General features: G+C 54.7%; 17 protein-coding genes. 13 read left to right on the forward strand and 4 right to left on the reverse strand.

What is annotated here, in order from left to right:
• Positions 1-53: 53 nt before the first annotated feature.
• The 3 genes from MUN80_RS18355 to MUN80_RS18365 form a co-directional block, all read right to left on the reverse strand.
• The gene (locus tag MUN80_RS18355; protein ID WP_244715018.1) at positions 54-305 is read right to left on the reverse strand and encodes a hypothetical protein; all 252 of its coding nucleotides are present in this window, start codon (positions 303-305) and stop codon (positions 54-56) included.
• An 822-nt stretch (positions 306-1,127) separates the two neighbouring features.
• On the reverse strand, positions 1,128-1,418 hold the full coding sequence (locus MUN80_RS18360) for a hypothetical protein (protein WP_244715020.1): 291 nt from the start codon (positions 1,416-1,418) through the stop codon (positions 1,128-1,130).
• A 141-nt stretch (positions 1,419-1,559) separates the two neighbouring features.
• Positions 1,560-3,287 (reverse strand): OmpA family protein, encoded by a 1,728-nt coding sequence (locus MUN80_RS18365; RefSeq protein WP_244715022.1) that lies wholly within the window; start codon positions 3,285-3,287, stop codon positions 1,560-1,562.
• 214 nt (positions 3,288-3,501) lie between these two features.
• Between MUN80_RS18365 and MUN80_RS18370 the strand changes: the two genes are divergently transcribed.
• The 7 genes from MUN80_RS18370 (at position 3,502) to MUN80_RS18400 (ending at position 8,974) form a co-directional block, all read left to right on the forward strand.
• Positions 3,502-3,645, forward strand: a complete 144-nt coding sequence (locus tag MUN80_RS18370) for a hypothetical protein (RefSeq protein WP_244715024.1) — start codon at positions 3,502-3,504, stop codon at positions 3,643-3,645.
• Between the two features lie 395 nt (positions 3,646-4,040).
• Complete coding sequence (locus MUN80_RS18375) at positions 4,041-4,208, forward strand: hypothetical protein (RefSeq protein WP_244715026.1); 168 nt, start codon at positions 4,041-4,043, stop codon at positions 4,206-4,208.
• Positions 4,190-4,477: a hypothetical protein gene (locus MUN80_RS18380; RefSeq protein ID WP_244715028.1), complete on the forward strand. Its 288-nt coding sequence runs from the start codon at positions 4,190-4,192 to the stop codon at positions 4,475-4,477. The genes MUN80_RS18375 and MUN80_RS18380 overlap by 19 nt, the downstream gene beginning before the upstream one ends.
• 109 nt (positions 4,478-4,586) lie before the next feature.
• On the forward strand, positions 4,587-6,215 hold the full coding sequence (locus MUN80_RS18385; RefSeq protein WP_244715030.1) for a T9SS type A sorting domain-containing protein: 1,629 nt from the start codon (positions 4,587-4,589) through the stop codon (positions 6,213-6,215).
• 101 nt (positions 6,216-6,316) lie between these two features.
• Complete coding sequence (locus tag MUN80_RS18390) at positions 6,317-6,784, forward strand: hypothetical protein (RefSeq protein ID WP_244715032.1); 468 nt, start codon at positions 6,317-6,319, stop codon at positions 6,782-6,784.
• Positions 6,785-7,077: 293 nt separating this feature from the next.
• Positions 7,078-7,986 carry a hypothetical protein gene (locus MUN80_RS18395; RefSeq protein ID WP_244715034.1) on the forward strand — a complete coding sequence of 303 codons (909 nt, stop codon included), beginning with the start codon at positions 7,078-7,080 and terminating at the stop codon, positions 7,984-7,986.
• A 622-nt stretch (positions 7,987-8,608) separates the two neighbouring features.
• On the forward strand, positions 8,609-8,974 hold the full coding sequence (locus tag MUN80_RS18400; protein WP_244715036.1) for a hypothetical protein: 366 nt from the start codon (positions 8,609-8,611) through the stop codon (positions 8,972-8,974).
• 399 nt (positions 8,975-9,373) lie between these two features.
• Here MUN80_RS18400 and MUN80_RS18405 read toward each other — a convergent pair whose 3' ends face one another.
• Positions 9,374-10,186: a S24 family peptidase gene (locus tag MUN80_RS18405; protein ID WP_244715038.1), complete on the reverse strand. Its 813-nt coding sequence runs from the start codon at positions 10,184-10,186 to the stop codon at positions 9,374-9,376.
• Between the two features lie 145 nt (positions 10,187-10,331).
• Between MUN80_RS18405 and MUN80_RS18410 the strand changes: the two genes are divergently transcribed.
• The 6 genes from MUN80_RS18410 (at position 10,332) to MUN80_RS18435 (ending at position 13,990) form a co-directional block, all read left to right on the forward strand.
• Positions 10,332-10,592: a hypothetical protein gene (locus tag MUN80_RS18410; RefSeq protein ID WP_244715040.1), complete on the forward strand. Its 261-nt coding sequence runs from the start codon at positions 10,332-10,334 to the stop codon at positions 10,590-10,592.
• A complete protein-coding gene (locus tag MUN80_RS18415) occupies positions 10,592-10,891 on the forward strand; it encodes a helix-turn-helix domain-containing protein (RefSeq protein ID WP_244715042.1) in 300 nt (99 codons plus the stop codon). Before MUN80_RS18410 ends, MUN80_RS18415 begins: the two co-directional genes overlap by 1 nt.
• Before the next feature lie 118 nt (positions 10,892-11,009).
• Complete coding sequence (locus tag MUN80_RS18420) at positions 11,010-12,011, forward strand: hypothetical protein (protein ID WP_244715044.1); 1,002 nt, start codon at positions 11,010-11,012, stop codon at positions 12,009-12,011.
• Positions 12,004-12,750 (forward strand): hypothetical protein, encoded by a 747-nt coding sequence (locus tag MUN80_RS18425; RefSeq protein ID WP_244715046.1) that lies wholly within the window; start codon positions 12,004-12,006, stop codon positions 12,748-12,750. The genes MUN80_RS18420 and MUN80_RS18425 overlap by 8 nt, the downstream gene beginning before the upstream one ends.
• A 3-nt stretch (positions 12,751-12,753) precedes the next feature.
• The gene (locus MUN80_RS18430; RefSeq protein ID WP_244715048.1) at positions 12,754-13,263 is read left to right on the forward strand and encodes a VRR-NUC domain-containing protein; all 510 of its coding nucleotides are present in this window, start codon (positions 12,754-12,756) and stop codon (positions 13,261-13,263) included.
• Positions 13,256-13,990 (forward strand): DNA adenine methylase, encoded by a 735-nt coding sequence (locus tag MUN80_RS18435; protein WP_244715050.1) that lies wholly within the window; start codon positions 13,256-13,258, stop codon positions 13,988-13,990. Before MUN80_RS18430 ends, MUN80_RS18435 begins: the two co-directional genes overlap by 8 nt.
• Positions 13,991-14,098 lie beyond the last annotated feature (108 nt).

A 14,098-nucleotide genomic window follows, 5' to 3' on the forward strand; every position in this document is an offset into this window, starting at 1 on the left:
GCAAGTGGCCCTTTTTTTATAAAATCCAGAAAACACGGTTTTCTGTCGGCGTATTACTCTGCGGCAGCAGCCTTGGGCTTACGGCCACGCTTGGCTCCATTCGGATTGGTGGTACGGGGTTTACGCACCTTGGGAGCGGGCTCGTAATCGTCGGCCAATACGGTTTCCATATCGGCTACGGCCTGATTCAGCGCGTTAATAGCCGAGGAAACGCCCCGAAGCGCCTTGCGCAAATCTTTTTTAACGACCTCGCTGCTTTTCGCAACTTTGAGAACTTCTTCGAATTGGCTGAAATCTAGGGCCATGCTGAAGTTTATTTAGAGTGGATGGAAGGAAAAGCCAATGACTGACTCTGCCGCAAACGTAACATATTCATTTTCGTTTTCAATTATTTAAATAAATCTTTTTAAACAATAGTATTTCCACCGCGCAAGCTGCACACTATTTTCAGTAGTTCTAGACAGCAAAAACAGCCATTACTAGTTGAATATACATAAACTGATTAAGAGATAGTATCCCAGAGTATACTCCTAAACTAGCTCTACCTCAGCAAAAAACGAATGTAGTACTATTAACAAAAAAGGGGAAATCTGCCCTATTCAGTTCAGGGCCTTTTTAATCAGGAAATAATGGAAGCCTCTTCGTCTATTATCAGCTATTGGTTATAGCTCGCATCATATACAAGCTAATCGTATATGCCTGCCTTAACTGCGACCATTGTCAGTCCCAATGTAGTTGCACTAGGCTACGTGACCTCGGGTAGGCAGTGGCCGGCACGAACGCTACGCTCTCTTCCCTGGCTTTATCCGCCGTCGCTTTCAGCCCCCGGTCGACATCCATCGTATTGAGCGGCGTAGTACCTGCTTTTGGCATCTGGTTGTGCCTCTCATCATGCAGCATCAGCCACTCGGCCGACCCTTCCGGCACAGCTTCAGAAAGCCCACCAAAGTAGGAAGGACTCAAAGGAGTAAGAGCTTACCGCACTTCAATAAGTACTGCAAAAACTGAGAGGCAAGAACACTGTAATGCGTGACACCCTAGCGCGTTTACGGGGAAAAGCATCAAAATCAGTTAATCGGCGCTGTACCGAACTATAGTCGGACGCAGCCACTGCAAGGAGGTTCACCTCATCTAGAAGGCCCAGGGTGCCAGTCAGCAGGGCATAACCATCCGCCAACTGAAGCAAGTAACCTAATGCTGAGCACCTGCGCCAGCGCCTGACCATCAACCAAAAGCAGCGCCACGGCCTGCTCACCAACGAAGAAGCCAAGCAGCAGCGCGCCGAAATGCAGCAAGCCACCCAACGCAAGGCCAGCACCGACTAGCAGCTCAGCCTGGAAGCTCAGCAGGCCATCAACCGCTGGGGCCGCGACGTCACCCATCACTTTGCCGAACGTCACGGCATCAACTCCAACCATCTTTGAGTTACTGCAAAAGGTTCCCATTAGTGCGCTACCTATTGCGGCAGTAGTGGCACTCAACCTTCCCTAGACCTGACGCTACAGAATACAAGAGAAAAAGAGCCAAGCTTTAAGTCAAGTAATTAGTCCTTGCTAAGCTTACTTATCAGGCTGTATTTCGCCGGTTCTCCCCCGTTTGAACCAGGCATAGATTCCTGATAACGCGGCTAGTATTGCTGCAAGGGTCAGTAAATTTTTCTTAAGCCATTCCATAAAGTCAGTGATTTGGTCTGATACAGGTTTCGGTGACTCAATCACGTTGACTTCAATAGTTTTATAAAATGGCCTGCTGTTTTTTAGACTACTATCATCACAGGAGCCTTTAATGATGAAATTCAGGGGTAGTCTTTCACCAGACTTTATTGGTTTTACCCTCCACACTCTCTGCTGAATTGTATCGTTTTTAACGTTCACGAAGACTTGCGGCTCCTCAGGGGTAACGAGAAAATATGAACTATCCGATCTAAGGTCTACGCTCATGAACGGAGTGATTTTTATCTGTTCTAATATGATATTCCTTTCGTCAGGAACCACTGGAACTCCTAAATAAGAATTGACAACAAGATGGTGCGAGGTTATTTTGGTGCTGGGTAACCGACGCTCTGACGAAGTGCCCCGCTGGGGTGACTGCAGACCGTCAACTACTCCGGCCACAAGGCTGAGCACTACATTATACAACTTCCCTTTCTCCATCTTACGAGGCGTATTATAAACTGCCGATCCTTCTTCAAAGCACCTATTTGACTGTCCCGAGGTGCTCGCTCTAACATATAGAGCCGGACCATATTTTGATTCTGCAGCATTAGGCGCACCCGTAGGGTAGAGGTCGATATCTACTCGGCGATTCAGGGCCTGACCATCAGCGGTAGTATTATCCGCTATTGGCTTTGTTGCACCGTAAATCCGAGTCTCGATGCGGGCCGACGGGACACCTTGACTGAGTAAGTAGGTCCTAGTCAAAGTTGCACGTTCCTGCGCAAGCTTTAAGCCTTGGTCACCGCTGCCTTCTAAGTTGTCAGTATGTGCAGCAATACTCACACTATATTCTGGGGATTCGGCCATGAAGGCAGCAATGCTCTCGATTATAGGCAACGACTTTGGAGGCGGAATTGCCTTGTTGACCTCGAAGTAGATATATTTCGTGGTTTTCTGCAGTATCTTCTTCGTTATGGTTTTGCCCTCTGGGCAACCCTTGTTAAAGGCTAAACCAGCACGGTCAGGGCAACTGTCTTGGTCATCGGGTACGCCGTCTCTGTCGCCATCAATCGGACAGCCATTACCGTCAACCTGTGTACCAGCTGGGGTATCGGGGCACTTATCTTTCTGATCAGTCGTGCCGTCGCTATCCATATCCAGCACCAGTGGGCAGCCATTACCATCAACCTGCTCTCCGGCTGGTGTATCAGGACACTTGTCGTTCTGGTCAATTATGCCGTCGCTATCTGCATCTGCACAACCATTGTGCTCGGGCTTGCCAGGAACATCAGGACATTTGTCATCGGCGTCGCGTACACCATCGTTGTCGCGGTCATAGCACCCCTCTAGCGTAGCCTGACCTTTTTCGGTAGGGCAACGATCCTGATAGTCCGGCACGCCGTCACCGTCGCTGTCCAGCGGGCAGCCGTTGGGATCTACGGCCATATCACGGGGCGTATCTGGACATCTATCTTTCTTATCAGTTACGCCGTCAAAGTCTTTGTCGCGTTTGCGCCATAGTTTAAAGTCACTGCAAGACGTGAAAAAGAGTAAAAGTATAAGCATCCGTAAGCCACGCCGGAATGCACCACCAAATCTTCTTATTTGAAGCTCATTGAATGCCTTTACCATAGCAGAAGGTGGTTCATTGATAATGCTTATTGCCGCAGAAGTATCCAGCTCCTAAAAGCTCCTAGGCGCTGATACATCTGTAAAATTTTGATTATCAATTATATTTCTCATCAGTACCAGCACTGATTTTCAAGCCAGGCTAGGTGTAGTCATATTTTATTGTGACCGAGCATATCCATTCAACAGCCTCAAGTCTCAGCCCCTTACGCCCGAAATGCCCATCCAGCAGCACTGTCAATTCCTCAACGCCGTGCGCTGGCTCTGCGTCGGCTGTCTCATTAGTACTTACCTCAACGACCTGTGCGCCGCCCAGCTCAGCCCAGCTACCGTAACCAACTATACCCTAAGTCTCAACTAGCACGCATTGAGAAAGAGTTATTGACTTTAAGCCCTGCCAACTTCCAGAAACTTGGCGACGCATACTTGGCCCGTTTCCGGGGCTGGCGGACTCAGTCATGGGGCACCATGATTAGGGCCGACAAAGACCGCACTGGCACCCCCCGATGCTTGGGCCTTATTGTTTGATGGCCGCTTTGTGTTTCTGGCCTACGCCACCGCTCATCAAAACCTACCCAATAAGTTGCAGAAAGACCTCACGGATTGCATCACCCGTACCCAGCCCGATATCCTCCCCTCGCAGGTTAAGCAGATCTGTCTTGTTTTTCAACCGCCGCTCCCCACCTGCAACCGCCGCCAACCTTTACAAACAAGCCAAAGCAGCGGGTTACGAGCTAGAACTCTTTGGGCTTCTCGGTGAAAATTCTACTGGATTTCCCGCCGGCTGGCTGCATCTGCCTGGAGCACCTGCTGCCGAAGTGGCCGCTGAAGGACTTTATAAAGGGCGTAGTAGGCCTGTTCGGCCTGACCCAGCAGACCGCCCCCTCGCACTGTGAAGCTGACCGATGGCACGACACCAATTAGCGTCAGCCCGCGGCATCAGCACGTTTGCTGGCCTGAGCTTCGCCATCGACCTGCTGCCCACTTACTACGCCCACCTGCGCGCCGTGTACGCCCGGCCGCTGGTGCTCAAGCCCTCGGTGCGCCTGAGCGCCCAGGACGTGCTGGACTTCAACCAGCTCGTGCCCGTGTGGCCGGAAAAGGAAGGCAGCTATTTCTACTGCAATAAAATCACGAACTGGGAGGAAGGCCAGGCCTTGACCTCTGTGGAGTTGCTGCGACTGACGTTTTGAAGGGTCAGTGTATTCTAGATAGATATAGACACAAGCCAGTGTAGTAGCTTTGCCCACTTGTTTGTGCAGGCTGTCCAAATTCACCGTTTATAATCTTTTCAATCCTTCTTTGATACGTACATTCTTACCCTCATTACTGGCCAGTGCCGTCCTGCTCGGTACTAGCTTGCTATCAACCCCGGCTGCCGCCCAGGCTCCTGCGAAGCAATGGGATAAAACCTTTGGCGGAAGCTATAGAGATGAGCTGACCGTAATGCGTCCTACCCGCGAGGGAGGGGTTATTCTAGGAGGCTATTCCACCTCGAACATCAGTGGTGATAGAACGCAGGCAAGCCCAGGTTATGGCGACTACTGGGTTGTCAAGGTGGATGCCGCTGGCAATAAGCAGTGGGATAAAGCCTTTGGAAGCAGCGGAAATGGTCTGTTAAAAGCTCTGCAGCAAACGCCGGATGGAGGTTACTTACTCGGAGGAGAGGCTGAGTCTATCGCCGATGGGGATAAAACTCAAGTGGGCAACGGAGACTATGACTACTGGATCATAAAAATTGACGCGAATGGGACAAAACAGTGGGACAAGACCTTCGGGGGCCAAGGTGTTGATCACTTAACCGGTGTAGAACTCACGGCTGACGGAGGCTATATTCTTCTTGGGAGTTCTGACTCGGGTATCGGCGGCGATAAGACACAAGCAAACCGAGGAAGCTATGACTTCTGGGTCGTAAAAATCGACGCAGTAGGGAACAAAGTATGGGACAAAACCTTTGGTGGTGCCACCAGGGATTACGCCTTTTCTTTGTGCACTACTCGCGACGGGGGCGTCCTACTAGTTGGCGACTCTAGTTCGCCAATTAGTGGTGATAAAAGCCAGGCCGAGCAAGGCAACCTCGACTTTTGGGTTGTCAAGCTCAACGCAACCGGTACCAAAGAATGGGACCGCACGCTAGGCGGTAGTCTTTCCGATCAAGCCTTGGGTGTGCAGCAAGCCCCGGATGGCAACTATTTGATTGCAGGCACATCCTACTCTGGTATTAGCGGTGATAAAACTCAAGCCAGTAAAGGAAATTCCGATATATGGGTTGTGAAACTGGACCCTCTGGGCAACAAAGTCTGGGACCGCTCGCTCGGGGGCAATAGGCACGAGGACGCTAATTCTATTCTTGCAACCAGTGACGGGGGCATGATCGTTGCCGGTAGTTCCTTCTCTGGTATTAGCGGTGATAAAACACAGCCCAGCCGCGGCGGATATGATTTTTGGTTGGTCAAGCTGGATGGTGTGGGAACTACCCAATGGGACCTATCCTTGGGAGGGCCAGATCATGACCCTGCTTCCGCGCTAGCCAGCCAGCCCAATGGCGGATTAGTAGTGGCTGGTACCACTTACCCGGGCATCGGAGGAGACAAGACCCAGATTGGCTATGGAGAAGAAGACTTTTGGCTGGTCAAGCTACAGGACGCTACCATTACAGGTGTGAGGCCAACGCTAACCAAAGAGCCGTTAACTATATACCCCAACCCAGCGCACAACCGCCTAACCCTGCACCTGGCAGCTGAGGCCCCGCGCACGGGCCTGCGTCTTTCCCTGCTGGATGCATTAGGCCGTAGTGTGTATGCGCAACCCCTGGGAGCTGGAGGCCCGGATGTATCCGTTGAGGTAGGCCAGCACCCGGCCGGGTTGTACTTGCTTCGTGTAGAAGGCCCCGATGGCTATGCAGCCACGCAACGGGTGGTACTGGAGTAACACGACGAGTATTTGCTACGAAAAGCCCCGCCCTGAACAGGTCGGGGCTTTTTCGTTCCATTTCGTAAAACAGTTGGGCTGGTTCTTGCAAGCTTGACTGTATGAAAACACTGCTATTGGCCGTTAGCCTGCTATTTGCCACGTTAACTCTTCGCGCCCAGTCGGCTGCGAACCCTGTGTCTGCCACTCCCTATAAGCGGGCGAATGCTGTTCTGGTAATCACCTCCGATAGTGCATCCGTCGCCCTAAAAAAGCTAGGAGCCATTCTGGTGGCGAAAGGCTACAACATCAAAAAGCTCGATACCGATTTTAACACCATCACCACCGAGCCAAAAGCCGTCATGGGAACGCAGTGGTACACTGTAATCGCCATACGAGGCGCAGCTACCCCCACCGGTATCTCGCTCTCGGCGGAAGTCACAACGGAAATACGGGCCATCTCACCCGGCAGCGAGCATACAGTGACGCGCGTTTTTAGTAACGGAAAAAAGCCCACCGGTTACTTCCGCTGGCTAATGGAAATAGCGGCTTCTTACCCTGGGGCCACGGTGCACTACACCCAAGACTAATACTGCGCGACGTTTTACCCTACTTGCGCGACGGAATGGAGCCACGGCGTTTGCCGTGGCTTTTTGCATGTAGTAGGTTGCCGTATGGCCCAGGATACCACAGAAAAGCTCTTATTTGAAGTCCGTCTTTCCAGCGAACAGCTGAAGGCAGAGATCTAAAGATTCAGTGCTGGCACTGAGGTAATAGAATGGAAGGTGGGCGTGATTAGAGGCTAAAGTTGAAAACAACCACACGCTTCTTCCATATGTGCCATGCAACGATTACCCGAAGCATTCATGTAGGTGCATTCCTCATGACGACCCTTCTCCTTTCTCAACGCTGTTATGCTCAAGACGAACCCGCTGGTATATTTCGTGCCAGCCATATTCTTTTCAAGGGAGATAAGGTTCGCTATCTCATTCCTTCAACTTCTGGCCCTAAAGCCAAGGTAGAAGAGCAAGATATTGAAACGACTACTGGCGGAGTCGTAACTACGATCACCCGCAAAACAACGACTAAACCAACCGCAGATGCTTCTAAAGGATATGAAGAATCAGATCCAAAGGAAGCAAGGCCTTCAGAAGGGAAAGCAATTGAAGTAACGATTATTCAAAAGGGTGATACGTTATACTTTAAACCCTGGAAATGGACAGTTGGTAATCCTACAGAAGCTAATGCCATCAACAATGAGACAACAATTAACGGGAAGTTCTTCCGAGTGGTTGGTGATGTGATAGACGCAACTCAAACCGTTAAGGAACGCAATAAGGCTACCGCCGATGCTCAAGCTTTCAATCCAACCATTAGATATTCCAAACGCAGCATTGATGTAGGCATTATCGCCATTCCTATAACCGTGTTACTGCACCAGCACTCCATTGCTAGTGTAAAGCCAAACGCTGGGATATATGTAGGACGTAACTATGGTTTTACCCGTTACTACACAGGTGGCGTTTCGAAAACTATCTCCCGTACGCCACTAGTGTATGGCGGTGCTGCCGAACTTGATCTAAGCAAGAAGAATACACCTGACCTTAGTGAAGATGACAAAGGGGCAGCTCCCTTTTTGAACTTTGGCGTAGGCTATCTGCGAGGAACCACCAAACTAAGTGGAGGATTCGTCCTAGGCTGGTATGTGCCACTTTCTAGCTCCGGGTGGAAATCACGCTATAGTGAAGCCCCCTACCTTGGCTTATTGCTCAGTCTGAAAATTAGTGGCTAATAGAAAAGCCCTGGCCATTAGGTCGGGGCTTTTTCTTTATTGCTACATCTCTCACTGCTAGCACAAGGGCTTTACAGCACCGCTTTCCTTACTCTTCTTCTTTGCCCTGTGCTGGCTTGGGGCCAGCCTGGTAGCGTATCCGAGCCAACCGTCTGCCCCTGCAGTGGTCAGCTTCCCAGTTGGGTGTACGCGAGGCCACCGGTCACAATGACGGGCCCAAAATCGACACCTAGCAGCGGGCAGCCGGTGCGGCCCTGCGCGGCCCGTGGTGTGGGGTATATCAAGCAGCTGGTCAGCGACACTGTGGGTTGTCCTACCCGAAGGGCGCCGCCGGCTCCTACAATTGGTTTTTGCCGAGTAGCCCGCGCACTTACTATATCAAAGGCAAGCGGGGCTCGGTGGATCAGATTTAGCCCGGGCACCAGGTCGGCTTCTATCACCCCAACCTGGGCCGCATCGCGCACGTCGCTCGTACGGTGGCTCCAGCTTGCAAGCGCGGTACCCGCGGCTGGTATTGCAATGAAGGCAACACCGGCACCGGTGGCGGCCGGGACGGAGCCGGCATGCATCTGCTGCTCAGGGCCACCTGGGAATTTTATGCCGCCGCTAACTGGCTCCACTGATGCGCTCCCTCGTGCTTGGACTACTCGCCTTCGGGCTGGCCGCCTGCAAGATTGTGGAGGCTGGCGGTATTGGCGGGAATCAAACGACCATCACCGGTGATGGCAATACGGTGGCCTCCGCCACCAAGCCAAGCACCATGGCCGCTGGTCCCGGAGCCCCTGCTCAGGTAAAGAAGTCGAATGGCGTTGCAGTCGGCGACGGAAGCCAGGTGGCCAGTTCCCGGAAAGGGCTCGCGGTATTGGGGCAGGGCAACACGGTTGCGCCGCCAGCCGCGCCGAGCACTTGGTGGAAATGGCTGCTGGTCGGCACGGCGCTGGGTTACCTGGGGCCGAAGCTGTTTAAGCTGGGTAGCCGATTTATCTGACCACTACCGACCTGATATAGTTGACCTGCCCAGAATTCACAGAGGTGTACATTGTGCAAAGCCTATTGCAGCAAAAAAGCCCCGGCTCACGTCAGGACTTTTTGTTTACCGGCATGATCACGCGTTTGTATGCTTTCAGCAGAAACCGGCACCTTTTCCCTAGTACCATAACAAGCCCAGACGGCGCCAGCGACGGGGCGTTTATATGGCCTAATCAGCCACTGCTCATTCCAAACGGGCACACCAAGAAAAAACCCCTTGTAAACACATGATTTACAAGGGGTTTTCAGGGCAATGAGCCCCCAGCCGGGACTCTCTTATTTTCCAAGAAGACCACGCAAGTCCAATTCAGTCAAGTACTTAACCCCAAGTGAAAATCTTTTGGTATTAGGCTGGGGCTTATTTTGGGGCGTCTTCGTCCAGGTGTCGGCGTACCTCGCCACGGTCAAAGCCTAGCTGCTCGATAACCTCCCACAGTCGGTCGGCCGTCACATCAGGTGCACTTGGAATGTAAGTCGACAAATAGCCCCGCACCCGCCACAACTGCGAGATGTCCGATGCAGGCAGAGAGTAGGGTTTTACATGGTGGTTGTCCGAGTGTAGTTCCACTAGCCCTTCCATATCTGTAATCCGGGCCCGGATCCGTTTCAGCATCACGCTCTCGGCCGTCACAACCACGTAGACCTCGCCAGGCGTTAACAGGTCCCACCGTTCCACCGCCGACCCTATCACGATGTCGCGGTGGTTCAGCGTGGGCTCCATGCTGTCCCCGCTTACCTCGAAAGCCCGGAAGGTGCCGTGCTCAAAACCCGGTATCCGGTAGTGCCGCAGCTGCTGCAGGAAAATAGCTTCGTTGAACTGCTTCGTGTAGCCCCCCTGGGCCACCACTGGCACGAACGATACATTCTCCTCCCCGTCTTTGTCTACCGTCACCGTCAGCACCCGGTCGACACCCGTCGTATTCGGCGGAGTAGTATCGGCTTTCGGCTTTGCAGCACCCTTCTCGTCGCGCAGCATCGGCCCCGTGCCCAGCATCAGCCACTCAGCCGACAGCTCCGGCCACAGCTTCAGAAAGTCTACCAAAGTAGGATAGCTGGGTTCCGAGCCTTTCAGAATGTTGTAGAGCTTGCTGGTAGTACTGTACCCCAGTTTTTGCGTTGCACTGCTGGCATTCAGGCCGTAATGAGTCAGCAACTGCTGTACTCTGTGCACTACTTCCGGTATCTTTTTCGCCTCTGCCACAGACATTTCAAATGTTTTTCCTGTTTTGATGTAAAATTGCTTTACAACGCAATTATATTCACATCTGAAAGCAACCACCTTTCAAGAGCAATATACACAACAAACAGGAAATAACATGGAACCAAAAGAGAAAGAGCCTACCGCACTGCAAAAAGTGCTACAAAAGCTAGGCGGAAAGCACACTGTAGTGCGTGATACCCTAGCGCGTCTACAGGAAAAAAGTATCAAAATCAGTCAATCGGCCCTGTACCAAACCATAGCTGGTCGCAGCCACAGCAAGGAGATTGTCGATGTGTTCCTGGAAGTGGCTGAGGCTGAATTTGAGCGTCGCCGCCAAGTTGAAGAACGAGCCCGTCAACTTCTAGGCGCTTCCTGATGCAAACTGTCGTGATCATTCCCGAACCGGAGTGGCGCCAGGTCCTGCAGCGGCTGGACAAGCTCGAACAAGCCACCCAGGCGGCCACCACGAGCTCTTCTGCCAAACCCGACGAAATTCTGAACGTGCGCGAGGCCGCGGCCCTGCTCGGCATGAAGCCGGACGGGCTGCGCAAGGCCCGCCGCGCCCAGCGGATTAAGGGCGTACGCATCAACGAAAAAGAATGGGGGTTCCGCCGCTCCGAGCTGACGCGCTATCAGAACCGCTATAACCGGCAGCCACTCACCGCAGCCGCTTGAGCTATGTCTACCCAACTCGCCCCCATCGTCGGCCTCTACGCCGGCCTCCAGCTCTACCAATTCGATCAAACCACCGAGCCCCGGCAACTCACACCGGGCCAGTAATGCCCCCGGCCCCGTGAACTACGTCCACCATACCCGCGCCGCCCACGAGCAGCTGCTGGCCCAGCCTACCAGCCGCCCGCACCACATCAGCCTCTATCTGGCCCTGTTTCGTCAGTGGAATACCGAGCGGTTTCCCGAGAGCATGCAGATAGACCGCCGCGAGGTGATGCAGGCCGCCCGCATCGGCAACCGGGATACCTACCTGGCGGCCCTACGCGACCTGGAAGCCTGGAGCCTGCTTACCTACCGGCCCAGCCACAACACCGCCCAGGGCAGCCGCATTCAGATGGTGGAGGTTGGCCCAGAAGTGAGCATACCCCGGCCGGGAGCTATGCCCAAAAGTGAGCCGACCCCACCCGCACATGTTAGCCCGGAAGCGGGCCAACAGGTTGCCCCAGAAGTGAGCCGACTAGGCCCCGAGGTTGGCCCGGAAGTGGGCCGACACTCCTTATATAATAAAACAGTAGATACTAAACAGGTACATAAACAGGGCGGCATCCCGCAAAAAAAAGGAGGGCAGGTTTTCGCGGGCGAAGGGCTTTCAGCGGCGGAAATACTACCCGACGAGCTACCGACCAACGGCGCAGCCGGAGCCCCAAAAGAAAAAGTTGCGCCAAAAAGAAAAGGGGTAGGCCAAGCCACCATCCGCAAGGCCGCCGCTCGAGCTGCCACCACCGGCCGCGGCGGGAAGGCCAGGCCCCAGCGCCCCGAAGTACCCTTCGCTGAATCTGAGTTGGCCCGCTACGAGGATTTCGCCGCCGCCTTCGAGGGCACCGATTACCAGCTGGCCGATTTACGATTCTACCACGCGCAGGTCACCAACTGGCGCAAGGACGGGGAGCCCCCGCGCCGGCGCGACTGGAAAGCCACCGCCACCAAATTTATGCTCAACGATGCACACGATAACCGCCTCAAACTTGCCCCAGGTGCCCAACAGCACCGCCCCGGCCACTCCCCTGCCGACCCCGGAACACGGCCTGCTGAAACTGGCTACCGCTCCAAGTACGATGCGTGAGCTGGCCAGCACCCCCAACCCCGACGCCCGCGCCCTGCTGGCTGAGGTGTCGGTGGGCCTCACGCTGGCCCAGGCCGCCGCCGCGCCCAAGCTGTTTCAGCTCCGCAAACAGGTAGGTGAATCGGTGCTCGTCAAGCTGCTGGTGGTCATCCTGCGGGCTTTCGTCGACTCCCTGCGCGTCCAGGACAAGCCCGACGCGGCCGACATCCTGGAACTGGCCGACACGCTGGCCCAGACCTACACCCACGACAGCCTGAAAGATATAATTCTGGCCCTGAAGGAGGCCCGCACCAACGGCACCAAATTCTACCAGGCCCTCGACTCGGCCAAAATCTACGAGCTGATCCGCACCTACTTCGACCGCAAGGCCAAGTACCTCGAAAACGGCCACCTCGACCAGAAGGCCCAAGGTGCCAGTCAGCAGGCCGTGGCCATCCACCAGCTGCAGCAAGTAACCCCGCAGCTCGTGGCCAGCATCGGCCGCCAGATTCCCCCCGACCACCCCAACGCCGAGCACCTGCGCCAGCGCTTGACCATCATCAACCAGAAGCAGCGCCGCGGCCTGCTCACCGAGAAAGAAGCCGAACAGCAGCGCGCCGAAGTCCAGCAAGCCACCCAACGCAAGGCCCGCTCCGACTGGCAGCCCAGCCCCGAAGCCCAGCAGGCCATCAACCGCCGGGGCCGCGACACTACCCGACGCTTTGCCGAGCGCCACGGCATTAACCCCAACCACCTCTGAGCCATGCCAGCAGCTACCAACCAAACCCCGCTCGACTTCGGCACCCTCACCGCCGAGCAGATAACGGCCGCCATCCTGGGCTACCTCGACGCCCACGGCTTCAGCGCCTGGGCCCAGCCCAACCGAGGCGAGTACGACCCCAAAACCAACAAGTGGCGGCCTCACCCCAACGCCCGCCGGGGTGTACCCGATATTCTCGGTTTCCGTCGCTCAGACGGTAAGTTTCTCGGGGTAGAAGTCAAAGCTGGCACCGACCGGGTACGGCCTGAGCAAACCGAATTTCTAAACGAGCTGAAGGCCGCCGGGGGCCTGGCCTTCATTGCCTACGACTTCGCCGGCTTCGTGCAGTCCTTCGAGCGGCGCGGCCTGCATCGGGTGGCCGCTACCGCCGCGCCCAACGATACTGCCGGCAGCATCGCCAAGCCCGCCGCTGCTACAGCACCGCCTGCTCCAACGAGCCTACCAGGCTCCACCGCCACAAACGACGAGCCCACCCCCTACTACTATGCGTAAAATACCCGGCATCAGCACCTACTTCGGCGGCAAGGGCAGCAGCGGCACCTACCAGCGCATCATCAACCACATTCGCCCCCATGATACCCTGATAATTCCCTTTCTGGGTAACTGCGCCATCACCCGCGCCATCCACTGGCCCACCCGCGTCATGGCCAACGACCTCGACCCGGCGGTGGTCGACGCCTGGCGGGCGGCCGACCTGGGCCCCAGCCTGGAACTACACAACTTACCCGCCCTCGACTTTCTGGCCCAGGTGCTCCGCCGCCCCGACCTGGGCCGCGTCGTTATCTACTGCGACCCACCGTATCCGCTCGACAGCCGCAAGTCCCAGCGCCTCATCTACACCCACGAGATGACCGACCTGCAGCACCGCCGGTTCCTCGACGCTGTGCGCTGGCTCCGCGTCGACTGCCTCATCAGCACCTACCCAAACGACCTGTACGCCAACCAGCTCAGCCATTGGAACCGCACCGAGTTCCAAAGCCAGACCCGCAAAGGTCCCGCCACTGAATGGCTGTTCTACAACTACCCCGCGCCCCAAGTGCTCCACGACGACAGTTTCAGCGGACAAGATTACCGCCAACGCGAGTACACCAAGCGCAAGGCTGGCAGCTGGGTCGCCCGTTACCGCGAGATGCCTCCCCATGAACAGCAGCGCATTCTGGGCCAAATTCTACAGCATACCCCAGACGAATTGATAAAAAAGTTAGTACAGCCTCGCTAAAAAAGACGGTATTTGAAACTAATATATAGCAGAATGTAGTTGAGCTTTCATCCGAAATATTTCGGGCAATAAACATACACAATCAACGCTATGTCCATCAAACCCGGA

It is taken from the genome of Hymenobacter cellulosivorans (assembly GCF_022919135.1).
In the GTDB taxonomy this organism is placed as follows: Bacteria; Bacteroidota; Bacteroidia; order Cytophagales; family Hymenobacteraceae; genus Hymenobacter; species Hymenobacter cellulosivorans.

Bases quoted from the DNA above. Each gene is read 5' to 3' on its own strand.
- MUN80_RS18355 (WP_244715018.1), bottom strand. From the start codon at position 305: ATGGCCCTAGATTTCAGCCAATTCGAAGAAGTTCTCAAAGTTGCGAAA.
- MUN80_RS18360 (WP_244715020.1), bottom strand. From the start codon at position 1,418: ATGGTTGGAGTTGATGCCGTGACGTTCGGCAAAGTGATGGGTGACGTC.
- MUN80_RS18365 (WP_244715022.1), bottom strand. From the start codon at position 3,287: ATGGTAAAGGCATTCAATGAGCTTCAAATAAGAAGATTTGGTGGTGCA.
- MUN80_RS18370 (WP_244715024.1), top strand. From the start codon at position 3,502: ATGCCCATCCAGCAGCACTGTCAATTCCTCAACGCCGTGCGCTGGCTC.
- MUN80_RS18380 (WP_244715028.1), top strand. From the start codon at position 4,190: ATGGCACGACACCAATTAGCGTCAGCCCGCGGCATCAGCACGTTTGCT.
- MUN80_RS18390 (WP_244715032.1), top strand. From the start codon at position 6,317: ATGAAAACACTGCTATTGGCCGTTAGCCTGCTATTTGCCACGTTAACT.
- MUN80_RS18395 (WP_244715034.1), top strand. From the start codon at position 7,078: ATGACGACCCTTCTCCTTTCTCAACGCTGTTATGCTCAAGACGAACCC.
- MUN80_RS18400 (WP_244715036.1), top strand. From the start codon at position 8,609: ATGCGCTCCCTCGTGCTTGGACTACTCGCCTTCGGGCTGGCCGCCTGC.
- MUN80_RS18410 (WP_244715040.1), top strand. From the start codon at position 10,332: ATGGAACCAAAAGAGAAAGAGCCTACCGCACTGCAAAAAGTGCTACAA.
- MUN80_RS18415 (WP_244715042.1), top strand. From the start codon at position 10,592: ATGCAAACTGTCGTGATCATTCCCGAACCGGAGTGGCGCCAGGTCCTG.
- MUN80_RS18425 (WP_244715046.1), top strand. From the start codon at position 12,004: ATGCGTGAGCTGGCCAGCACCCCCAACCCCGACGCCCGCGCCCTGCTG.
- MUN80_RS18430 (WP_244715048.1), top strand. From the start codon at position 12,754: ATGCCAGCAGCTACCAACCAAACCCCGCTCGACTTCGGCACCCTCACC.
- MUN80_RS18435 (WP_244715050.1), top strand. From the start codon at position 13,256: ATGCGTAAAATACCCGGCATCAGCACCTACTTCGGCGGCAAGGGCAGC.